27 protein-coding genes and 1 pseudogene are annotated in these 20,652 nt (G+C 57.2%); 12 read left to right on the top strand and 16 right to left on the bottom strand.

The window, feature by feature from the left end:
- Nucleotides 1–35: 35 nt before the first annotated feature.
- Together RQI55_RS19935 and RQI55_RS19930 are read right to left on the bottom strand one after the other, a co-directional pair.
- A complete protein-coding gene (locus tag RQI55_RS19935) occupies nt 36–242 on the bottom strand; it encodes a hypothetical protein (protein ID WP_311276924.1) in 207 nt (68 codons plus the stop codon).
- A 42-nt stretch (nt 243–284) separates the two neighbouring features.
- Nucleotides 285–482: a hypothetical protein gene (locus tag RQI55_RS19930; protein ID WP_311273345.1), complete on the bottom strand. Its 198-nt coding sequence runs from the start codon at nt 480–482 to the stop codon at nt 285–287.
- 310 nt (nt 483–792) lie between these two features.
- Between RQI55_RS19930 and RQI55_RS19925 the strand changes: the two genes are divergently transcribed.
- The 3 genes from RQI55_RS19925 to RQI55_RS19915 all read left to right on the top strand — a co-directional run bounded on the left by RQI55_RS19925 (nt 793) and on the right by RQI55_RS19915 (nt 3,576).
- Nucleotides 793–1,380 carry a hypothetical protein gene (locus RQI55_RS19925; RefSeq protein WP_311273344.1) on the top strand — a complete coding sequence of 196 codons (588 nt, stop codon included), beginning with the start codon at nt 793–795 and terminating at the stop codon, nt 1,378–1,380.
- A gap of 286 nt (nt 1,381–1,666) precedes the next feature.
- Nucleotides 1,667–2,593: a zincin-like metallopeptidase domain-containing protein gene (locus RQI55_RS19920; protein WP_311273343.1), complete on the top strand. Its 927-nt coding sequence runs from the start codon at nt 1,667–1,669 to the stop codon at nt 2,591–2,593.
- A gap of 671 nt (nt 2,594–3,264) precedes the next feature.
- Nucleotides 3,265–3,576 carry a DUF736 domain-containing protein gene (locus RQI55_RS19915; RefSeq protein ID WP_042615792.1) on the top strand — a complete coding sequence of 104 codons (312 nt, stop codon included), beginning with the start codon at nt 3,265–3,267 and terminating at the stop codon, nt 3,574–3,576.
- Nucleotides 3,577–3,768: 192 nt separating this feature from the next.
- Here RQI55_RS19915 and RQI55_RS19910 read toward each other — a convergent pair whose 3' ends face one another.
- The 6 genes from RQI55_RS19910 to RQI55_RS19885 form a co-directional block, all read right to left on the bottom strand.
- Nucleotides 3,769–3,966 carry a hypothetical protein gene (locus RQI55_RS19910; RefSeq protein ID WP_311273342.1) on the bottom strand — a complete coding sequence of 66 codons (198 nt, stop codon included), beginning with the start codon at nt 3,964–3,966 and terminating at the stop codon, nt 3,769–3,771.
- 5 nt (nt 3,967–3,971) lie between these two features.
- Nucleotides 3,972–4,259, bottom strand: a complete 288-nt coding sequence (locus RQI55_RS19905; RefSeq protein ID WP_311273341.1) for an addiction module antidote protein — start codon at nt 4,257–4,259, stop codon at nt 3,972–3,974.
- Nucleotides 4,256–4,504: a type II toxin-antitoxin system RelE/ParE family toxin gene (locus RQI55_RS19900; RefSeq protein WP_311273340.1), complete on the bottom strand. Its 249-nt coding sequence runs from the start codon at nt 4,502–4,504 to the stop codon at nt 4,256–4,258. Before RQI55_RS19900 ends, RQI55_RS19905 begins: the two co-directional genes overlap by 4 nt.
- 330 nt (nt 4,505–4,834) lie before the next feature.
- A complete protein-coding gene (locus RQI55_RS19895) occupies nt 4,835–5,368 on the bottom strand; it encodes a hypothetical protein (protein ID WP_311273339.1) in 534 nt (177 codons plus the stop codon).
- A gap of 218 nt (nt 5,369–5,586) precedes the next feature.
- Nucleotides 5,587–5,925, bottom strand: coding sequence for a hypothetical protein (locus RQI55_RS19890; protein ID WP_311273338.1), 339 nt, complete (start codon nt 5,923–5,925; stop codon nt 5,587–5,589).
- A gap of 117 nt (nt 5,926–6,042) precedes the next feature.
- Nucleotides 6,043–6,222, bottom strand: coding sequence for a hypothetical protein (locus RQI55_RS19885; protein ID WP_311273337.1), 180 nt, complete (start codon nt 6,220–6,222; stop codon nt 6,043–6,045).
- 65 nt (nt 6,223–6,287) lie between these two features.
- Here RQI55_RS19885 and RQI55_RS19880 point away from each other — a divergent pair, with 65 nt between their 5' ends.
- From RQI55_RS19880 to RQI55_RS19870, 3 genes and pseudogenes are all read left to right on the top strand, one after another.
- Complete coding sequence (locus RQI55_RS19880) at nt 6,288–7,007, top strand: SDR family oxidoreductase (protein ID WP_311273336.1); 720 nt, start codon at nt 6,288–6,290, stop codon at nt 7,005–7,007.
- A gap of 243 nt (nt 7,008–7,250) precedes the next feature.
- Nucleotides 7,251–7,688, top strand: a complete 438-nt coding sequence (locus tag RQI55_RS19875) for a DUF6678 family protein (RefSeq protein ID WP_311273335.1) — start codon at nt 7,251–7,253, stop codon at nt 7,686–7,688.
- Nucleotides 7,689–7,761: 73 nt separating this feature from the next.
- Nucleotides 7,762–7,956: pseudogene (locus RQI55_RS19870) on the top strand (IS5/IS1182 family transposase); the annotation flags it as partial.
- 279 nt (nt 7,957–8,235) lie between these two features.
- Here RQI55_RS19870 and RQI55_RS19865 read toward each other — a convergent pair.
- Together RQI55_RS19865 and RQI55_RS19860 are read right to left on the bottom strand one after the other, a co-directional pair.
- On the bottom strand, nt 8,236–8,532 hold the full coding sequence (locus RQI55_RS19865) for a hypothetical protein (protein ID WP_311273334.1): 297 nt from the start codon (nt 8,530–8,532) through the stop codon (nt 8,236–8,238).
- Between the two features lie 170 nt (nt 8,533–8,702).
- A complete protein-coding gene (locus RQI55_RS19860; RefSeq protein ID WP_311273333.1) occupies nt 8,703–9,095 on the bottom strand; it encodes a hypothetical protein in 393 nt (130 codons plus the stop codon).
- A 232-nt stretch (nt 9,096–9,327) separates the two neighbouring features.
- Here RQI55_RS19860 and RQI55_RS19855 point away from each other — a divergent pair, with 232 nt between their 5' ends.
- Together RQI55_RS19855 and RQI55_RS19850 are read left to right on the top strand one after the other, a co-directional pair.
- Nucleotides 9,328–10,059, top strand: coding sequence for a hypothetical protein (locus RQI55_RS19855; protein WP_311273332.1), 732 nt, complete (start codon nt 9,328–9,330; stop codon nt 10,057–10,059).
- A 134-nt stretch (nt 10,060–10,193) separates the two neighbouring features.
- Nucleotides 10,194–10,490 carry a hypothetical protein gene (locus tag RQI55_RS19850; RefSeq protein ID WP_311273331.1) on the top strand — a complete coding sequence of 99 codons (297 nt, stop codon included), beginning with the start codon at nt 10,194–10,196 and terminating at the stop codon, nt 10,488–10,490.
- A 17-nt stretch (nt 10,491–10,507) separates the two neighbouring features.
- Here RQI55_RS19850 and RQI55_RS19845 read toward each other — a convergent pair whose 3' ends face one another.
- A complete protein-coding gene (locus RQI55_RS19845) occupies nt 10,508–10,930 on the bottom strand; it encodes a hypothetical protein (RefSeq protein ID WP_311273330.1) in 423 nt (140 codons plus the stop codon).
- A gap of 310 nt (nt 10,931–11,240) precedes the next feature.
- On the opposite strand from RQI55_RS19845, the gene RQI55_RS19840 reads away from it, so the two are divergent.
- Nucleotides 11,241–11,702 (top strand): GNAT family N-acetyltransferase, encoded by a 462-nt coding sequence (locus RQI55_RS19840; RefSeq protein WP_311273329.1) that lies wholly within the window; start codon nt 11,241–11,243, stop codon nt 11,700–11,702.
- A gap of 161 nt (nt 11,703–11,863) precedes the next feature.
- On the opposite strand, the gene RQI55_RS19835 is transcribed toward RQI55_RS19840, so the two are convergent.
- The 5 genes from RQI55_RS19835 to traC all read right to left on the bottom strand — a co-directional run bounded on the left by RQI55_RS19835 (nt 11,864) and on the right by traC (nt 15,356).
- Nucleotides 11,864–12,112, bottom strand: a complete 249-nt coding sequence (locus RQI55_RS19835; protein ID WP_065661775.1) for a WGR domain-containing protein — start codon at nt 12,110–12,112, stop codon at nt 11,864–11,866.
- Nucleotides 12,113–12,392: 280 nt separating this feature from the next.
- The gene (locus tag RQI55_RS19830; RefSeq protein ID WP_311273328.1) at nt 12,393–12,896 is read right to left on the bottom strand and encodes a thermonuclease family protein; all 504 of its coding nucleotides are present in this window, start codon (nt 12,894–12,896) and stop codon (nt 12,393–12,395) included.
- A 13-nt stretch (nt 12,897–12,909) separates the two neighbouring features.
- Nucleotides 12,910–14,850, bottom strand: coding sequence for a Ti-type conjugative transfer system protein TraG (traG, locus tag RQI55_RS19825; protein WP_311273327.1), 1,941 nt, complete (start codon nt 14,848–14,850; stop codon nt 12,910–12,912).
- On the bottom strand, nt 14,837–15,052 hold the full coding sequence (traD, locus tag RQI55_RS19820) for a type IV conjugative transfer system coupling protein TraD (protein WP_311273326.1): 216 nt from the start codon (nt 15,050–15,052) through the stop codon (nt 14,837–14,839). The genes traG and traD overlap by 14 nt, the downstream gene beginning before the upstream one ends.
- Before the next feature lie 4 nt (nt 15,053–15,056).
- Nucleotides 15,057–15,356 (bottom strand): conjugal transfer protein TraC, encoded by a 300-nt coding sequence (gene traC, locus RQI55_RS19815; protein ID WP_311273325.1) that lies wholly within the window; start codon nt 15,354–15,356, stop codon nt 15,057–15,059.
- A 252-nt stretch (nt 15,357–15,608) separates the two neighbouring features.
- Here traC and traA point away from each other — a divergent pair, with 252 nt between their 5' ends.
- The 3 genes from traA to RQI55_RS19800 are packed head-to-tail and all read left to right on the top strand — an operon-like array spanning nt 15,609 to nt 20,651.
- Complete coding sequence (gene traA, locus RQI55_RS19810) at nt 15,609–18,935, top strand: Ti-type conjugative transfer relaxase TraA (protein ID WP_311273324.1); 3,327 nt, start codon at nt 15,609–15,611, stop codon at nt 18,933–18,935.
- 26 nt (nt 18,936–18,961) lie between these two features.
- Nucleotides 18,962–19,498, top strand: coding sequence for a conjugative transfer signal peptidase TraF (gene traF, locus RQI55_RS19805; RefSeq protein ID WP_042615884.1), 537 nt, complete (start codon nt 18,962–18,964; stop codon nt 19,496–19,498).
- Entirely contained in the window at nt 19,488–20,651 is a 1,164-nt protein-coding gene (locus RQI55_RS19800; RefSeq protein WP_311273323.1) for a conjugal transfer protein TraB, read from the top strand. The genes traF and RQI55_RS19800 overlap by 11 nt, the downstream gene beginning before the upstream one ends.
- Nucleotide 20,652 lies beyond the last annotated feature (1 nt).

Here is a 20,652-nt window from a genome sequence, read left to right as displayed (position 1 = left end):
CGCGGCCGGTTCGGCTTTGTCATCGATCACGCGCGTCAGGTCGAATACGACGGGCCATCCTCCTTCGTTGGCTGGGAAAGCCGGGGGGATGGGCCATGATCGACCTCCGCACTTTGAAAGTGGCGAAAGCACTCGGCGCTCGGCGCGAGACCCAGCGGCATCTCGATTGTCTGACGCGGCAGATTGCGGCGCGCGCCGGAAGACAGGCGACGACGGGGATGGTGCGGCGCCGGGCGCGGCACCGATCGTATCCTCGTATTTATAATCAGGAGCTCGTCGACTGCCTAACCGTCGAGCATTGGGCCGAACTCGACATAATCGCTCGCAGAATCGAGATGGATGAGCAGGTCATCGGTGATTGCCAACGTCGTGATCACGAGCTTGTGCATCATCCGGCAATACAGGCGGACCCAAAAAGAAGGCGCTGGTTCTGGGCTTGCCTTGCCTGGCTGCGATGTCATCGGCACGGCGGTCTCGGCCATGGTACCTTCTCGTTGCTGGGGATTGGCATCGGGCCCGTGCCGGACTGCCCTTCTTGTGCTGCGGTCTGAACCGGCGTTCGGTCGTTTCAAGGCCGCTGTCGCGCCGCATGGCAGCCGATCCAACCTCACCGCGCGAAGTCAGGCTCGCGGTCTGCTCAGGTCAAGACCTGCTGGCCCGCAACCCTGCCCTGCTGGCTCAGTCGGATCGGACCTGTGAAACCGCCCGTCCCTTGCCGGTTCTTGGTCGTCCGCATCGAAGGGCAGACCGGCACGGGCCGGAACCGCTTCAGCAGTCAAGGAAGGAATAGACATGGCCAAGTCCGCCACTCCCAACCGCTCAAACGCCAGGTTTTCGCAACCTCGCCGCGGCACCACCCTCGAAATGGTCCGCCTCTCCTGCCCCGACGCCACCCAGGCACTCAAGATCGTCGAAAGCTTCGGCACTACGTTCGTCGACAGCGATTGCATCCGCAGCCTCCACGAGCGGCTGATCGTTGAGACCGCCGACAGCCTCTCCGAAGGTTTGGGCGAGAAGGCCATGCAGATACACCTGCAGCGCATCGTCGGAGCCTTCGTCGGATCGGCGCATGGCGCCGGGCAGTTCTACTCCCGCGCCGTCACGGAAGCGCGCGACGCAACCGCCAAGGCGTCGAACGACGCCCGTGACGAGGACCTCGATGGTCCAGTCGGCTACGACAGCGCCGCCCAGCGCAAGCGGGAATTCGCGGCCGACATGGGCATCCAGGCCCATTCCCTCAGGATGGCGGCAGAGGGGACAGTTGCCGCCTACGAACAGGTCATCGGTGAGACTTGGAAGCCCTTCGAACGCCCGGTCGAAAATCCGGGTGCCAGTCTCGACCGCAAGGCGGCGGAAGCTCAGATGGATGCTCTCGGCTGATCCCAACCGGCGGGGCTCCGGCCCCGCTCATTTCCTTTCTTTCAAATCGGGCGGGCCTTGTCGGGGTCGGCCCTTTCCATGTTGAGATTTGAACCCGGAGAGCGCCCGATTGATCGCGGTCCGTTCCGGCCGGTGGTCCTGCAGGAGACGGTTTTCGCGCGCAACGGCTTTGCCGTCCTCCTCTTCGTTCCTGCCCCTTGGGTGCGCACGAGATCCTTTGCCTCCTGCTTCAGGACCTCCGTGACGAACCGCGATCGGCGCGGTCGGACAAGAAGGAGAAATGAAGATGACCAGGAAATCGGCAGGCGACCGCAGCGACATCTATTCCCGCATTACCGATCGAATCGTGACCGATCTCGAACAAGGCGTTCGACCATGGATGATGCCGTGGAGTGTTGCCCACACACAGGGGCGCATCACCCGACCGTTGAGGCATAATGGCCTGCCCTATTCAGGAATGAACGTGCTGCTTCTCTGGTCGGAGGGGGTAGCGCGGGGTTTCTCCTCACCGATGTGGATGACATTCAAGCAGGCGCTCGAAGTCGGGGCTTGTGTGCGCAAGGGCGAAACGGGCTCGACTGTCGTCTTCGCCAGCCGCTTCACAAAATCCGAAAGCGACGGTTTAGGCAATGAGATCGACCGTGAGATTCCTTTTCTCAAAACATACTCGGTCTTCAACATCGAACAGATCGATGGACTTCCCGATCACTACTACGGGCAGCCTGCTGAGAACCTTGATCCCCTAGAGCGGATCGAGCAGGCCGATCGCTTCTTCCTCAATACAGGTGCCCTGATCCGACATGGCGGCGGTCAGGCCTATTATTCGCCGGTGACGGATCATATTCAGATGCCGCCGTTCGAGACGTTTCGCGATGCTGCGGCCTATGTGGCGACGCTCAGCCATGAAGCCACGCACTGGACGGCGCATCCTTCCCGTGTCGGCCGCGATCTCAGCCGCTACGCGAAGGACAAAAGCGAGCGCGCCCGCGAAGAGTTGATTGCAGAACTCGGGAGTTGCTTCCTGTGTGCTGATCTTGGCATTGTTCCGGAACTGGAGCCGCGACCCGATCACGCCTCCTACCTGCAGTCCTGGCTGCGCGTGCTGTCAGGCGACAAGCGCGCCATCTTTCAGGCAGCGGCACATGCGCAGCGCGCTATGAGTTATCTTCATGATCTGCAGCGGGTAGCCGAGGCGGGAACCAAGGCGGCTTGAAGCCAACCATTCTGTCAGCAACGAAGGTAATCATCGCCGGCCGTCTTTGCCACGACCCGACACCGTTCAAGTGCGGGACCTGTTGCGGCGAAGATCCAGCTTCCCACAGACCGAGGGCTGGCCAGTATCGGACGTGAGTCCACGGGATGGCTCTCGTTCAACAGTTATTGGCTTTGTGTCCTGACGAATGGATCCTCATGGCGACGTCACCGACGAACGAGCGCGCGCGAATACTTCCATGTAACCGGCTCCTTTCATGAAATGGGTTTTCGCTGGGGATGGGTGATGATCGACGGATTGTCCGAGGTGATTATTCCAATATTGCCCCTCTCGAAGGGTCCGAGTCCCGAGATCGCCATAGCGATATCCCTCCACCTGTTTCCGGGGCTCCATCTGCGGGCTCGATGGGGCATGTCTGACCGGAGACCGGCTGCGCCTCGATCGTTTTCCCGCAACGACCGTCTGTAACTTTCTTCCCCAGCGAACTGCGTTCGCATTCCTCGCGCACAACAAAGTTTCCTCCGGCCGCCCTTCATTGCATTGCGGCCCTGTGCCACCCCATCGCGTAAGGCGCGAAGGGACCCCGGCGGGTGCGGTCCGATCGTCCCCGGTCTTTGCGACTGCCATCGAGGCCGCAATGGTGCGGCCCGAACAAGCAAAGGAACACCACCATGGCAACCATCGGCACTTTCAACTCCACAGAAACGGGCTTCACAGGCTCCATCCGCACCCTCGCCCTCAACGTCAAGGCCCGTATCTCTCGCGTCGAAAACCCCTCAGACAAGGGCCCGCAGTTCCGCATCTACGCAGGCGCTGTCGAGCTGGGTGCGGCCTGGCAGAAGCGATCCACTGAGAGTGATCGCGACTACCTCTCGGTCAAGCTGGACGACCCGAGTTTCCCGGCTCCGATCTACGCAACCCTGACCGAAGTCGAAGGCGAAGATGGTTACCAGCTGATCTGGTCCCGACAGAACCGCGATTGAGGCATTGAGGCTCCGCCCATCGGGCGGGCCTCTTCCCTCGGACTATGGAGCCGGGAACGGGCGTCGTCCGGCCCCGGCTTTCTTGGTGCCACACGGAATCGGGAGAAAGCTGCTCAGATCGAACGAGGTTGCCGGCCGAGGCGACGGCGTCAAGGACGAGCGGTTCTCCCAATTTCCCGCTGGAATGATTTCCTACACCTTGATCTCTGGCCCCTGCGCTTTCACGCTCTCCCATTCTTCAGACGACAATGCCGCCTCAAGTACAGTGTCAACCTCGTCTAAGAAGCTGTGCCACATTGGCTTTGTCTCGAATGCCGTATTCTGCGGCACATTATTAAGACGGCACAGGGCGCGGGCGGCGCGTTCGCGTGGTGATTGACTGGCACGCATGGTTCTTACGCCGCGCTTAAGGCCAGCCGGAAGCCAAGCGCATGAATGATTTTGTGCATCGTTTCATAGCGAAGCTTCGAACCGGGTTTCAGGGCCTTGTATAGGCTTTCGCGACCGAGGCCGGAAACCTCTGCGATCTGCGCAATTCCGCGTGCCTTGGCAACATGGCCCAGCGCCGTAATGAAGACGTCAGGGTTTTCATCTTCCATGGCGACGGTCAAATATTCCATCATGGTCTCTTCATTATCCAGATATTCTGAAGCATCGAATTTGCTGAATTCCGTCATGGTCATTCCTTTCCGATGGTGCGGGCCATTTCTATGGCCTTTTGAATGTCACGCTTTTGGCTGGACTTGTCGCCGCCAGCCAACAGCAGATAAACTTTGTCGCCTTTCCGCGTGTAGTAGATGCGATAGCCGGGACCGAAGTTGCCATTCTCTGCTGCAACAATGCGATGGAGAATGCGAACCTTGCCCTTGGTATCTCTCAGGGCCTTCAACCAGCTATCGAACTGACGTGATTTCTCGAAGGTGTTCATAAGTTATTTGTATCCAAATGGATACAGAATTGCAAGAGAACGTTAGCGGACTAAGCCAGAGTATGAGCCAGCCTGGGGTCGGTTCAGGCTGAGGGCGAAATGAAACTTCAAGCGCAAGCGGCTGCTGTCACGATTAAACCCTCGTGATTTTAGGCGCGGGAACTTGTTATTCCTATGGTCTAATCGCCAGACTAAAGTTCAGTTGGGACGGCGACGGCTCGGCCGCATTGCGCCAAATGCGGCCATCGGACGGTCATCGACTATAATTCTCCGTAGGCTGGATAACTCTGTCGGTCAGGTCGATTTCCTACTGATAGAATGCCTTCTCGTTCAGTTCGTGGTCACCTTGTAGTCGGCTAGTTTTGCGTCGTGGATCATCTCCATAGACATGGGCCAGTCGTTCGACGTCGCTTCGAACAAGGTGCTGATCGTTTTGAATGGGATCCGCCAAATGACGTTGTTGCGGTCGTAGTCCGACACCACGAGCAAATTAGACCAATTTCTATCGGGACCGCGATCCACAAAGCTAATATAGGCATGGATGCACTGGTTGCAGATGTAGGCAACCGACTTTTGCTCGGCCTTTTCCGCATGCCAGCTGTAATTTTCGTCAAGCGCAAATCGGTTCATCTTCGTCACATTCTTTGCGACGGGGGCGCTAAACACATCCAATTGCGTTTTCGATATCTTTGAAGACACCTTATGCAATTCGACCATCCTGCGGAGGATAAAAAAGCCAATCATTACATCGCGCTCAACTACGCAAACGGCACGCTCCGACCAACGCTTCGGCTTGGAAACCGGGCGAATGCTCTTCGCGATCCGGGCAAGCTCTTCTTTCCAATACAGGGACTCAATCGCCATATTCACTCCATATAGGCGGCGCAGGTCATCCATAGATTCCGTAAGTTGCCAGCACCACAGGTCTCGCACGAGAAGGCATGGACCGTCTAGCGGGAGGCTTCAGCTGCGTTTCTTTTTCCACATTTGACCAGTTTTCTAATGACCGCTCCGGGCCAACTGCTGCCTGGCAGCGTTGCGCCGCAAGCGGTCATCAGCTCTGCGATGACGCCAATGGCTCTCTAAGAGGCCTGATGATGGTGTAGGAGATACGCGCGGCACATTAGAAGCAACTGCCGACGCAGATCGCCTGCGTCGGCTCCAACAAGGTCTCGTTCGAAAGCATTGCGAACGGTCCCAAATATGACGGTGACGAGCGTGCGATTGACGGACTCGAGGTTGGCGAAAGTCGTATCCGAAGCAGTTTTGAGCATAGCCGTCGTGGCAGCATCGGTGCGAACTGCGAAGGCGTCGATAAGGGCCCCGTTGTCCATGTCTGCAACGGAACGGTAAAGTGCGCGAGTTACGTCCGGCCGTTCCGTTTTGGCTTTCCAGTAGACATCTATCAGCGCCTCGACCATTTGACCTGCAGGTGTATCACGATGTCGATGGCAGACTGTCTCGATCTTTTCCGTCAATGCGTCCAGGTAGCGTTCGTTGAGAGCGTAAATCAGGGCCTGCTTATGCGGAAAATATTGTTACATCGTACCGACCGAGACGCCAGCGCGCTTGGCCACTCGGGTAGTGGTCAGCCGCTGTGGCCCGTCAATCAGCAAAAGCTGAATGGTCGCCTCGAAAATCGCATCCAAGGTTACTGCCGCGCGGGCCTGAACGGGCCGTTTGCGGGCGTTCAGGGACAGGGGTGTCGATGAAGCCAAAAGCGAATCCTCAAACTGAACAATGCTTCATATAATGGATGGAGTTTCAGTCGAAGGAAATAATTATGTCAAATGAACGCGTTGCTCTAGTCACCGGAGCGAATAAGGGAATTGGTTTGGAGATAGCTCGCCAGCTCGCACAGGCCGGTGTCCAAGTCATCATCGGAGTGCGGGATGAAGAACGGGGGCGTGCCGCGGTCGATGATCTAGCTTCGCAGAATTTGGTGGCGCAGTTCATCCTGCTCGACCTCAACGATTTGGCAAGCGCTGAGACGGCGGCGATTAAGATCAAAGCAAAATGCGGAAAACTTGACATTCTCGTCAACAACGCCGGAATATTCGATTTTTCCGACGCTCCGCCCAGCACTGCGTCGATCGATGCCGTTCGTCGCGTGATGGAAGTGAATTTCATTGGGGCGCTTGCAGTGACCCAGGCGATGTTGCCGCTCCTGCGGGTAGCTCCCGCAGGTCGTATCGTAAATCTGTCCAGCTCGCTCGGTTCGCTGACCTTGAATTGCGATCCGACCTCGACCTACTACTCGCAGCGCTTTATCGGGTACAACGCATCCAAAGCCGCTTTGAATATGTTGACCATCCAACTGAGCGAAGAACTGCGGGGGACAGGCATCATCGTCAACTCTGTCAGCCCCGGTTTTGTCAAGACTGACCTGACTGGGTATGGCAACATGACGCCGGAAGAAGGCGCAAAGCTCCCTGTACAATTTGCTCTTGCAGGGGAAGAGTCCGGTAGCTTCGTGGAGCCCGGCGCAAAGACACCTTGGTAGAATTTCCGATCAATTGGCTTTCACTGTCTACGGCTGGGTGCCGTAGACAGTTTACCTCAGACTAGGAGTGACTGCTTGGGCGAAGGCCGCAATGGGCCAGAATGCGTCTTCCGCTTCGCGCCGATACTGTGGAAAAACTCGGTTGCGATCCCTTGGGACGCACCTTCATCGTTTTCCTGCCATTCGTCCACTGTGCTATAGATGAAGACTGAAACCTTGTTCGGACACGCTTGGAGATGCAGCATGCGGAAGAGCCAACCTGTCGATATGATGGCGCTTCGGTTGAAGGCGCAGAAGTTTGCGGCGGAGAACTACGCAGCGTCCTTGATGTCTAACACCAAGTGGCGCGCGCTTTTCAACGCGCTCGAAGAAGCGGGTATCGATGCCGCATGTTCGGTAAAGTTTATTGGCGACGACAAGGAATTCGAGATAGCGGTTCATCCGGGGCTGTATCCGCCTCACGCCTATGTCAATCTGTGGCCGCTTAACGTCTATCCGCTCGTCGAAATTGAATGGATCGAGTTTAGGCGTATTGTAAGATACCGGAGGGATAACAATCTTCCGGCTAAGCTTGTGCCACAAGACATAGATGCGATCCGGGCTGTTATTCAGAACACCGGAAAACGCTTTCCTCTTGAGGCTTCCGAGGACGCAATTCGGATCGTCGGGCACGTGAGGTAAAGAGACCGCCGCCCATTGCTTGCGGGGAGCGCGCGTGATTCAATGCTCTCATTGATTTGCGGAGGACTGAGCGATGATGGGATGTCAGGCAGATCCGACGCAGCTCTTTTATGACTTCTGCATTGATGTTCACGTTCCCGCCGAGCACCTGTTGCGCGGAATAGACCGTCATCTCGCACTCGATAGCGTTCGAGAGCATTTGAAGCCTTTCTATAGCAGCACTGGCCGTCCCTCGGTCGATCCCGAACTGATGATGCGGACGCTGATTGCCTGAGCTCAGGCGCGGGACGCAAACGCATCGATACTCTGCCCGGAAGTCCGAAAACAGCGGACGCGCCCGTTGCATTGAGTTTTTCAACGAAATCGGGCAATTGCTGACATCAGGCCTGGTGAACCATTTACTCACTTCAGGTTATAAGCCGCTCACCCCTGCTATGAAATCTTTGTATGAAGACCATTGTGGCTCGTAGGAGTGCGAAATATCGATGGGGTAGGCAGGGCTAGTTTTCAGCCTTTGATTAGGCAGAGCTATCCAGCTATCGAAATCCTATTCGTACCAGAGCCACTCCTTGCGGTTGTTTCCGGTAACCACAAGCATTTGGCGGCCGATCTCGTTTATATCCAAAGGCAGAAGAGCGTCTTCCAATGCGATTTGCGCACTGTTAGCATCCGCATCTGGCATCCCGTTCAAGTCAGTTTCACAGCGCCAGAGAATAATTACCCGGTGCGGTAAATCGGGCTCATGCACCCCGGCGGGCACATCTTTTAGGCTCCGAAAAATGAGCGCGTTCCCATCTTCCTGGCCGGTAGCCGTGAAGTAGATGTCTTCCGCGTTTGAATTCATAGGCAACCAATGCCGTGATCGCGGCAAAAAACGCCATGAGGAGATTCATGCGCAGCTCCCGAGGCCAATAAGGTAAGCTGATTGTTATATTTGGGAGAAAAATATGGCAAGGACATATGATTGCAATGGGCCAAGAGGCGTCCTCCTCTTTATGCCAAAATTGCGGTCATTCACTGGCCTGAGCTTATGCCTTTTCCAGTCCACCAGATGGCGTCTTGAGCCATGCCGGGCAAAGGAAGGCCGTCGGAAAACAATGCTATCAGCCCCCCGTCGTTGTAGCCGACGAGTGCTACGGCATCAGTTGTCTCTTCTAGTTTCAGCGCGGCGATCACCGTCGATAATCTAGTGTCAGGAAGAGCGGCATTTCGCTTGGCTAAAATATAGCGGCTCGGGTACGAACCCCTCAGCCGCTCAGCATTTTCGAAATGTAGTTGGATAGTTCGATGATCAGTTTGGTGGCTTGTCGATCCGTCGACGGCACAATCGAACAGCGTCCAGCCCTGCCTAAAAAATTCCGCCAGAGTTTCGATCTGCGGAGCGTCGGTGTAGAGCAGCTTCTTCATCACACCGCGATAACGCGGAAACCAGGGTGCGTCAAAGCCTTGTCCGATTTGGGCACCACACTCTCCCGTATAGCACAAGTTACGGACTTTCAGATGTCTGGTAATTGTCGTCTTCCGAGGAATACAACAAACCGAAGTGATCTACGGATCAATTTGAAGTTAGCATTTATTCTCGCTATCGGGTGGTGAATATCAAAGCTGGTCAAAGCGAAACTGATAAATAGGATTGCCTGTGCCTGATGCCCCCAATCTACGCCAAAGGCTTGACGGTGCCTATGACGTGTTTGCTCGATACCGCCGTCCACTGGTTCTTCACGCTTCGCCGCTACGCGATCCAGAAATGCTACTGAAGCAACTGACCGCCAAGCCGATAAGGCTTTTGGACGTTGAGGATGTTCAAGAATATGCATCTGCAGCATTAACCACCGTCGGTACTGGCGAGGATTACAAGCACTTCCTGCCACGGCTCCTTGACCTTGCAACGGAGTCTGGTGCCGTTGAGCCTGAGATGATTGCTCTGAAGCTGAAGAAGGCAGAATGGCGGGCGTGGCCGAAAAACGAGCAGCAATCCCTCGAAGAAGTTTTTGTGCATGCCTGCGTGGATGCTTTCAAGCAGCATACGGATGATTACCTTGCGGGTAAGTGGCTCGTCAGCCTCGCGATACTGAACATCGACATTGGTGGCTTGTGGACCGACGTCCTCGCAACAAATGATGAGTGCTGCGCCCTCCAAATCGCCGACCTACTGCTGTCAGACAATCTTTTTGCGAGCGATCCTTCCGAGCGAGCATATTGGGAGGATGTGTCCGAAACGACTGTGAACGAAACGCGCTCCTGGCTGCTCAGTGAGGAAACACGGTCGTTGCTCTTATGCGTGAGCTTTCGGACACGCTCGAAGGATGGTTGGCTTCTTGAAAAAGCGATAGCGAGACAAGAAGAGCTGGTTCAACAGCGCCTTCAGTGACCGGCGAACTGGGCTTGGGGGTGACCGATAACCGGCAGTAGATGATCGACAGAAATATGGGTGCTACACCTGCTCCGGTTCATGAGTTGCACTCAAGTTGAAACGCCGACACGCTGCGAAACAGGAGAAAAATCTTGCATGACTTCAATCATTTAGAGCGCCGCGCAAAAGACCTGATGGCAACAGGTAAGTCAGCCGACGCAATCAAAATTTATCTTTTCATGGCAGATGGCGACCAGTCGTTGGATGCCGGATATCTAGGGGAACGTTTGGGAGAGTGTTATGAGAGCATCGGTGATCTGCATGCCGCAAAATATTGGTATGGAAGAGCTGTGGAGGAAAATCGTGACGTTAGGCTGGCTTCTGTGGCAGCACGTCAAAGGCTTCACGAAGTTAGCATAGAACCCCTTTTGAGGGACGCAGAAAAGTAGTCCTCAAGTAACTGCGACTACATAATAAACAAAACCCAACAAAGCACTGAAGCGACCGTCCAAAAGACAATCCTTTGCTTTATACGAGGACGACGACGTTCTATTGGGTACTCACTGGATGGCCCTGCAGATATTGCTGACAGCCGCTGGAACAGTCGCATGGTGCCGATATAATTCAATAGCGCAAACTGCCCAATTGACAGCCGCGTAACCGCAAGGAAAAGAAAGTCAGTGCCAATATCTATTTTGATAACTGTGCCCACCTTGTGAGGACGAACAACGGCAATACTGCGGAATTGGTCTCCAGTGAATCCGACTTCGGTAGCTGATCCCACAAGTCGTACCGAGGGACCATTCAGCAGTAGGCGAGCTTTTGTCGCCTTCGTTTGAAGCTTTAGTTCGCTGCCTATATTGTAGAAAACTGAATATTCCTCGGTCATTTGCTTATCCTTGTCCAACCAAAGAATTCAAAGGCATATTCGGAAAAGAAACTCCGAAATGGACCTAGCGCCAACGAGTGCTAGAAATGCTAACGATACGACGATAATCAGACATCGGAATTCTGCAATGGGCAAATAGCGTCAAGAGATGCAGTTGATGGATTATGATCCGTATCCGGCTCAGTTGGTGAGAGTCATAGGCGGGTAGCAAACTTAAGGCCGTGTGCGCCAATTCCAAACATAGCAATCTTGGATATCAGTTCGAGAGCCAAATCAACGCGAGACCGCAACAAATAAAGGAACGCCGAATATGGAGAGTGACAATTTCGTGTTGCGGAGGGCAAACCTGGCCGACGCTGACGCCGTCGCAGAAGTTGCGCGGTATTCACGAAAGCACTTTCTGCCTTATCTGCCTGAACTTCATACTTTGGACGAGGACAAGGTGTTCTTTCGAACCGTTGTTTTCCAGGAAAATGATGTTTGGCTTGCCGAGGATGAGGATGAAGTCGTTGGATTTTGCGCCTTCAGGAACGGATGGCTGGATCATCTTTACGTTTTGCCGTCGCATGTAGGGAAAAGGCTTGGTGCAAGGCTATTGAACATAGCGCAAGAGACCTATCCGCACTTGCAATTATGGACGTTTCAAAAAAATGCTCGTGCCATCAGCTTTTATAAACGCGAGGGCTTTGTCAAACTCAGAGAAACGGATGGCTCTGAGAACGAAGAGCGAATTCCAGATGCGTTATTCGAATGGCGAAATCCCGTGTCGTGACTGACCGAGGACCATGTTGTGCCGAAACCTGTTGAGTCTGTTTTGCGCCAAAAGGAGACATGAGCCGCGTCGAAGTTGACGGCTGTGATGGGTCCGTGAACGGACTGGCAGTCATTGCTGAGGATACCCGCGATGTCGCGTCTCTATCGTCTCTGGCGTCTTTACGCCGATCTCGGCACATAGCCGCGCGATTTTTTGTGGCGGGCAAGGTCGAGAAAGAGCACCACAGCATCGTGCTCGTTTTCGAAATGATGCACAATGCTCTGCCCGGATGCTCCAATGCGGCCCCAGCGCCGGATGAGGCAGGGCTCTCCGAACAAGCTTCGGGAGATTTCCATGGCATAGAACCGGGCCATGTTCTTCGTCGGGTCCGTTCGTTCTGTATAGATATGATACGGCTGGTAGATCATACGGACAGATTCGCCGATCCTGCCTTTCTCGTCCAACGAGAGTTATGAATCGGTCGACACCATTCGATTCATTATTGTGATGAAACAGCCCGCCGAATGATCGGGCGAGACGGCTTCGCCCTACGGCTCTACTCGCTTTGCTCCCCGAACCCGGCTACTCGGTTTCGGCCATTCTGTAACGATCCTCTCGCCGTCACACGTCGCATAAGGCACGACTTGCTAGAGCGGACCGGGCTGCAGAAAGACCATGCCGCGAGTGGGTACGTTAGAACTAATCAAATCAATTGCACCAAGGTCGTCTACGACCGTCCCACCGGCGTGCGAGGTTTTCCTCCACGAGCACGGTACCAATTGAGCGGCCATTCCTAGTGATAATCCTCAGATCGCGACCGAAGCGGTCCTGGTCCCTGCCAGTGGCGGTAATTGAGAACTTTCCGCCGTTGAGAAGCGCAAGCAGCCGCTGCTTTGCCGCTTCCCCTTTCGCACGCTCGACCTCGCATCGGGGCGGGCTGAGTTCAGGCGCGTCGATATCGGCGATCCGGATTTTCTTGGCGTGAAACCAAAATGTATCGCCGTCAACGACGCAGTTTACGCGGCGACTGTTCCCGCAGATAGAAAAATCGGCCGACTGTGTGTCAAGCGACAGCGGAGAGGCCATCGCAGTCGAAGCAGAAATCCCAAGATCGACGCGCAACGCTGCGTATGCAGCTCCGGCTACAATTGCGACCAGCAGCGCCACACCGGCATCTTTCGCGCCTGCCCGCGACCCCATCCTGTGTGTCACGTCACTCTCCACTTCATTTTGTTTTCGTTGGTGTCACAGATGCGTTGGAATGGAAACGGTTCCCGTCGACGCAAGCCCTCATGTCATCTCGCCGGAACCAGATAGCTCGTCCGCATCGGAGCGGTGCATTTCCTGCGGTGAAGACGATCTGTTCGTCCGCACGCATGCGTAGCACTTCATGGGGCTGGATCAGTGGCCTGGCAGCGAGTTGCTTCGAGCGCGTTCGCGATGATCCCTTTGCCTGCGAACTGAGGCTAATCTGGTCTATTTCCACCGTGGTCATACCGCAGCGTCTTGAGATGTAGTCGGCTGTCTCGGGATCGTTGATACCGGCAAACGAAATCCAGCTGGCACTCTCGAACCACTTGCTCGCCGCGTCGCGACCGCCATAGGTTTCGCGCATCTGGCCAATGGATTGGTAGATCATCGTCAGAGTGATGCCGTATTTGCGTCCGGCGTCGCGCGCGGTTTCGATGATCCGCATGTAACCGAGGCGGGCCACCTCGTCGAGAAGAAACAGCGCACGCCCCTTCATCTGACCGTCACGATTGTAGATGGCATTGAGAAACGAGCCGATAATGACCCGGGCGAGACCGGAATGGGTCTCCAAGGTCTTGAGGTCAATATTGATGAAGACGTCGGTGTTTCCTGCCGCGATGTCGCTTGTCGAGAACTTCTTTCCCGACACGAGGGCGGCATAGTTCAAATAGGAAAGCCAGTGTGTTTCCTTGACCGCATTGGCATAGACACCGGAGAAGGTTTCCGGCGTCATGTTGACAAAGGCTGCGACATTTTCCTTCACAAAATCGGAGCCCGAATTGTCGTAGACATCCTGAAGCCGCTTGCGCAACGTCGGCTCCGGCTCAGAGAGGTTCATGCGCACCTGTCGAAGCGTCTGGTTCTTTTCGTCCGTATGACCGGACAGGCAAACATCGGCAATCAGCGCTGTCAGCAGTTGCAGTGCCGATGCGCGGAAAAAGTCGTCACGCACCCCGCGCGCGCCGCTGCTATCACTCATGATCCATGAGGCAACGGAGGCAATGTCCTCTTCCTTGGTTCCGCCGAAACGTCCAACCCAGTCGAGGGCGTTGAAACCGACGTCGGGCGTCTTTGGATCTAGGACAAACACGTCCCTCCCCGCTCTGCCGCGATGCGCAAAGACCATCGGTGCGACCTCGTTGGAGGGGTCGAGCACGATCAGCGTGCCACCCCATTTCAGTGCCGTCGGAATTGTTACGGACGTCGTTTTGAAGCCGCCGGACCCGGCAAAAACGATCCCGTGCGACGAGCCGAACGAGCCGTCGAAGCACAGCAATGGCGACTTGCCACCGGTGCCCCAGGTCTCAACGCTGTCGGCTCGAAACGCTTGGGCTCCGACACTGTCCTTGTCTACCCGATAGTGCTCGCCGATGACGATACCACCATTTTGCGCAAACAATTTGGCGGCTTCCGTCAGTTTCATCCAATCAGCTTCCCCATGGAGCGCGCGCTTGCCATGAATGCGTTTCGGCTCGGGCCGTGCGAAAGCGGCGTTGCCCATCAGTATAACGCGGATTGCCAAGCAGGCGCACATCAGTGCTAGGCCCGCTCCGATCGCTGTTGCCGGATCAAGATAGGCAAAGACAGACTTGTCGGCGTCAAGCGTTTTCGTAAAGGCAGCAAGGCGCACCGTCTCGCGCGTGGCCGCAATCAGAATCGTCCCACCGCATCCGGTAAGGACCCCCCAACCTGCCTGCTTTATATTGATCGAGCCGACGCTCGCGAACAGGAACAGAACTCCGGTCACCGCACTCGCCACATAGGGCAATGCGATCCCCGCCCGCCCCCAAGCCTGTCGCACGGCCTCGCTCTTACCGAGCCCGGAAAGCCATTGCTCGATCCCTGTCATTCCGATGACAGTCAGGATCATCAAGGTCCCTGGTACGACCACGAGCGCAACCCTACTGACGGTCATCGCCGAAGGCCTCTACGCCAATTGCCGTGAGCCTGGAGCGCTCCTCCTCGTCGCCTTTCATCCTGCGGGCAGCATCGAGAAGCGCGCCCAGCAACAGCGCGCGCTTCTCATAACGCAGCCCGGCTTTGACGATCAGTCCGCCGAGCTCGATCTTTTCACGGGTGTCCTTCTTGCGGGCGTTGGATGTCATCGTTCTCGCCATACGCTCAAGCCTCACCACCGCTGCCCGGGCCCGCGCCAGATGCGTCCGCCGCTTCTCCGCTGTCGTCGCCGGTGCTCTTCTTCCCTCCGCTCGTGCCGCCCTTGTCTGCCCTATGGCCTGCGCGAAATCGTTTCGCCAGTTGCTCAAGCGCGGCCTGAAGTTCTCCCTCGTCGATTTCGATCTCGCCAAGACCCGCCTTGAGCGCGACCCTTCCGATCCGCTCGGCTTCTCTCGTCTCGGCAAGTTTGAGCTGTTCCTGCAGCTTTGCGATTTCATCGCGGATTTTCGAAGATGGCTTCTTCATGTCCGATCGTCTCCTGGGTGAGAAAGCTTGTCTTTCGAACCCAGTTTTTCGGAATGGAGTGCGGAACGCACTACTGTGAATCCTACAATCGCCAACGGCGATGCTTTCGTGAATGATCCCGGCCGTTCGCAAGGACGGCTTCCAAGGGCGCAATTATACGTCGCTGACGCGACGTGTTGCTGACAGACCCTGGTGGCCCGCCGCTCCCGACGAACTCTTTGATTTCGTTCGCAACCGGGAGAGAACTCCGCCGTGGCCATCCCTCACTTCTCCGTCAGCGTCGTCGCTCGTGGCTCCGGCCGCAGCGCCGTGCTGTCGGCGGCCTACCGGCATTGCGCCAGGATGGAGTTTGATCGGGAAGCCCGGACGATCGACTACACCCGCAAGGAGGGGCTCCTGCATGAGGCGTTCGTGATCCCTGATGACGCCCCAGAATGGGTGCGCCGCATGATTGCCGATCGCTCGGTCGCTGGCGCATCCGAGGCTTTCTGGAACAAGGTGGAGGACTTCGAGAAGCGATCCGACGCACAACTCGCCAAGGACGTCACCATAGCCTTGCCGCTCGAGCTGACGGCCGAGCAGAACATCGCGCTCATGCGGGCATTTGTGGCGGGCCACATCACCGCGCAGGGCATGGTCGCCGACTGGGTCTACCACGACGCTCCCGGCAATCCCCACGTCCATCTCATGACCACATTACGCCCGCTCACCGAAGACGGTTTCGGTTCGAAGAAAGTTGCGGTAACAGGCCCGGATGGCAAGCCAATCCGCAATGATGCCGGCAAGATCGTCTATCAGCTATGGGCCGGTAACACGGAGGACTTCAACGCGTTTCGCGACGGCTGGTTTGCCTGCCAGAACATACATCTGGCGCTCGCCGGTCTCGATATCCGCATTGATGGCCGTTCCTTCGAAAAGCAGGGGATCGAGCTCGAGCCAACCATCCACCTCGGCGTCGGCACCAAAGCCATCGTGCGCAAGGCCGAGCGGTCCGACCACACGTCGCAGACCTCAACTCCCAACCTCGAGCGCATCGAGATCCAGGAGCAGCGTCGCAGCGAAAACGCCCGTCGCATCCAGCGCCGTCCGGAGATCGTGCTCGACCTGATCACGCGGGAAAAAAGCGTCTTCGACGAACGCGATGTTGCGAAGGTCCTGTATCGCTATATCGACGATGTCGCGCTGTTCCAAAGTCTGATGGTCCGCATTCTCCAAAGCCCTGAAGCCCTCCGGCTGGAACGCGAGCGGATCAACTTTACGACAGGCATTCGTTGTCCAGCAAAGTACACCACGCGCGAGATGATCCGGCTTGAAGCCGAGATGGCCCATCGCGCGATCTGGCTTTCCGGCAGCACCTCTCATGGCGTCCGAAAGGCTGTGCTGGCGGCGACCTTTGCGCGCCATTGCCGTCTGTCGGAGGAGCAGCGAACGGCGATCAGCCATGTCGCTGCGCCCACGCGGATTGCAGCTGTCATCGGCCGCGCTGGCGCTGGCAAGACGACGATGATGAAGGCGGCGCGTGAAGCCTGGGAAACGGCCGGCTATCGTGTGGTCGGCGGTGCCCTGGCTGGCAAAGCCGCCGAAGGTTTGGAAAAGGAAGCGGGCATCGTTTCCCGCACGCTGTCGTCGTGGGAGCTGCGCTGGAACCAGGGCCGCAACCAGCTCGACGACAGATGCGTCTTCGTGCTGGACGAGGCCGGTATGGTGTCGTCACGGCAAATGGCGCTGTTGGTCGAAACCGTCACCAAGGCCGGCGCCAAGCTCGTCCTTGTCGGCGATCCGCAACAGCTTCAACCGATCGAAGCCGGTGCTGCCTTCCGTGCGATCGCCGATCGCATCGGCTATGCCGAACTCGATACGATCTATCGTCAGCGCCAGCAATGGATGCGCGACGCTTCGCTCGACCTGGCGCGCGGTAACGTCGGCCAGGCGGTCGATGCCTACACCGCCCAAGGTCGAATGATTGGTTTGAGGCTGAAGGACGAGGCCGTCGAAAGCCTGATCGCCGATTGGGATCGCGATTACGATTCTTCCAGGACCAGCCTGATCCTCGCACACCTTCGTCGTGATGTGCGAAAGCTCAACGACATGGCCCGCGCCAGACTTGTCGAGCGCGGTATTCTCGAAGACGGCTTTGTGTTCAGGACAGAGGACGGATCTCGCATGTTCGCCACCGGCGACCAGATCGTGTTCCTCAAGAACGAGGGCAGCCTTGGCGTCAAGAACGGCATGCTCGCAAAGGTGCGTGAGGCTGCACCCGGCCGGATCGTTGCCGAGATTGGAGACGGCGAGCACCGTCGCCTGGTCACGATCGAGCAGCGCTTCTACAACACTCTCGATCATGGCTATGCGACGACGATCCACAAAGCCCAAGGTGCCACCGTCGACCGGGTGAAGGTCCTGGCATCCCTCTCGTTGGACCGGCATCTCACCTATGTGGCCATGACCCGCCATCGTGAGGATCTCGCCGTCTTCTACGGCAGCCGCTCCTTTGCCAAGGCGGGCGGCCTCATTCCGATCCTGTCGCGCCAAAACGCCAAGGAGACGAGCCTCGACTACGAGCAGAGCACTCTCTACGGCCACGCCTTGCGATTTGCCGAGGCCCGCGGCCTGCACCTCATGACCGTCGCCCGCACGATCGCTCATGATCGTCTTCAATGGGCCGTCCGGCAGAAACACAAACTCGCCGACCTCGGTGCCCGTCTTGCCGCCATCGGCACAGCGCTTGGGCTTGCCCGCGGCAGCAACAAACACGCCATGACTGATACAATCAAGGAGGCCAGGCCCATGGTATCAGGCATCACCATCTTCCCGACATCGCTCGACCAGGCTGTCGAGGACAAGCTCGCCACTGACCCCGGTCTCAAGATGCAATGGGACGACGTCTCGACCCGCTTCCATTTCGTCTATGCGAACCCGCAAGCAGCCTTCAAGGCCATCGATGTCGACACCATGTTGAAGGACCCGTCGATCGCGCAGTCCACGCTGGCAAAAATCGCGCACGAGCCAGAAAGCTTCGGCGCCCTCAAGGGAAAGACCGGTCTATTCGCGGGCCGCCGCGACAGGCAGGACCGGGAAAAAGCCATCGCCAATGTGCCGGCGCTCGCCCGAAATCTTCAACGTTACCTTCGTGAGCGGGCCGAGGCCGAAGTCAAACATGACAAGGAAGAGCGCGCGGTCCGGCTGAAAGTTTCTGTCGACATCCCGGCGCTCTCCCCATCTGCCAGGCAAACGCTTGAGCGGGTCCGTGACGCGATCGACCGGAATGATTTGCCCGCAGGCCTCGAATACGCGCTTGCCGACAAAATGGTGAAGGCCGAACTCGAAGGGTTCGCCAAGGCCGTGTCTGAACGTTTCGGGGAGCGGACCTTCCTGCCTTTGGCCGCGAAAGACACTGGCGGCAAGACGTTCGAGACCGTCACAGCAGGCATGACGACCGGCCAGAAGGCGGAGGTCCAGTCCGCCTGGAATTCCATGCGGACAGTGCAGCAGCTTGGCGCGCATGAACGAACGACCGAAGCGCTCAAACAGGCAGAAACCCTGCGACAGACGAAAAGCCAGGGGCTCTCGCTCAAATGACGGCGGGAACTGGAACGCGCCGGGCCATGACCGCTCAGCAGCGACGAGCCATAGTCGGTCTGGCGATAATGGCCGTAGCTGCCATCCTGCTGGTGGTGACCGCCGTCTCCGGCGGCTATCGTATCAATCTGACCCCGAGCGCGCCACTCGGCCTGTGGCGTATCATCCCGCTTCATCGACCGGCAGCAGTCGACGACCTCTTGTTCATCTGCCCACCGGAAACAGTGGCGATGCGGGCAGCGAGGGCACGAGGTTATTTCCACTCAGGTTCCTGCCCAGGCGGTTTCGCACCGTTGATTAAGACAGTGATCGCCGTTGCAGGACAACATGTTGAAATCGGCGACAGCGTGAGCGTGGATGGAAGGAGGGCCCCCTCCTCAGATATCGCACTGCGCGATGGAAAAGGTCGGTCGTTGACGCCCTTTCCGAGTGGCACCATTCCGCCAGGACATGTCTTCCTTTACTCCTCGTTTCCAGGTTCTTACGACGCACGCTACTTCGGTCCGGTGCCCGCCTCCGGCGTTCTCGGTCTAGCGCAGGAGGTTCTCACCTATGCGCCGTGAGTACCTTCGGGCGATGACACTCGTTTTCGCTTCCGTCGCGATCGGCGTGGTTGGCTGGAGCGGTCACGCGTTGCTTTTGCCGGTCGCGCTGGGATTTCCCGTTCTTTGGTCAATCGCGCGAACGAGATTGGTGTCGGCATTTGTCTCCGCCGGATATTTTCTGGCCGCCTCGCGAGGTTTGCCACAGGGCGTCGCCGCTTTCTATTCGTCTGATATCTGGCCGGGCTTGTTGCTCTGGCTGTGCGCGTCGTTGGGCTTCGTTGCCGTGCATACTGTGCTTTGGACAAGGAAAAGCGGAGTCCGTCCGTTTCGCTATCTTGTGGCAGCAGGCGTCATGGCCATCCCACCATTCGGCATCACGGGCTGGGCGCATCCCGTCACAGCCGCAGGTGTTGTGTTTCCGGGATGGGGATGGTGGGGACTTGCGTTCATGACAGCTGGCCTTGCGGGCCTCGTAACCCGCACTTGGCCAGCTGTTGCCACTGCCTTGACAGGCTTGTGGCTTTGGTCCGCCGCGATCTGGACCGATCCGACCCTACCTGAGGGTTGGCGCGGCGTCGATCTGCAAATGGGCGCTTCACTTGGTCGGGACGCCGGTCTTCAACGCCAACGTGACTTGAGAGCAACGTTTCAGGATGCGGCCAGCGATGGAGCAAGCTACGTGGTGCTTCCCGAAAGTACGCTTGGCTTCTGGACACCGAAAGTCAAGCGGCTTTGGGCAGGCGCATTCCGTGCAAGCGGGGCGACGGCCATTGCTGGTGCCGCGCTGCTTGACGCTACCGGGTATGACAATGTCCTGGTCGCGATCGACAGCCGCGGTGGCCGGATCGTTTATCGGGAACGCATGCCGGTTCCTGGCGCGATGTGGCAACCATGGCGATCCTTGTTCGGGCAGAGCGGTGGAGCACGGGCGGATTTCTTTGCGAACCCCGTAATCCTGATCGGTGCCAATCGGGCAGCGCCGCTGATCTGCTACGAGCAACTGATCGTTTGGCCGATCCTCCATTCCATGCTGCACGACCCTGATTTTGTCGTTGCCGTGGGAAACGGCTGGTGGACTCGAGGGACATCAATCGTCGCGATCCAGCGCGCAGCTGCCACAGCCTGGGCAAAGCTCTTCGCAAAGCCGCTTGTTATTGCCTTCAACACCTGAG

The sequence above is a fragment of the Rhizobium sp. WCS2018Hpa-16 genome (assembly GCF_031843705.1).
GTDB classification, from domain to species: domain Bacteria; phylum Pseudomonadota; class Alphaproteobacteria; order Rhizobiales; family Rhizobiaceae; genus Agrobacterium; species Agrobacterium tumefaciens_C.
This window is presented reverse-complemented; position numbering and strand designations above follow the sequence as displayed.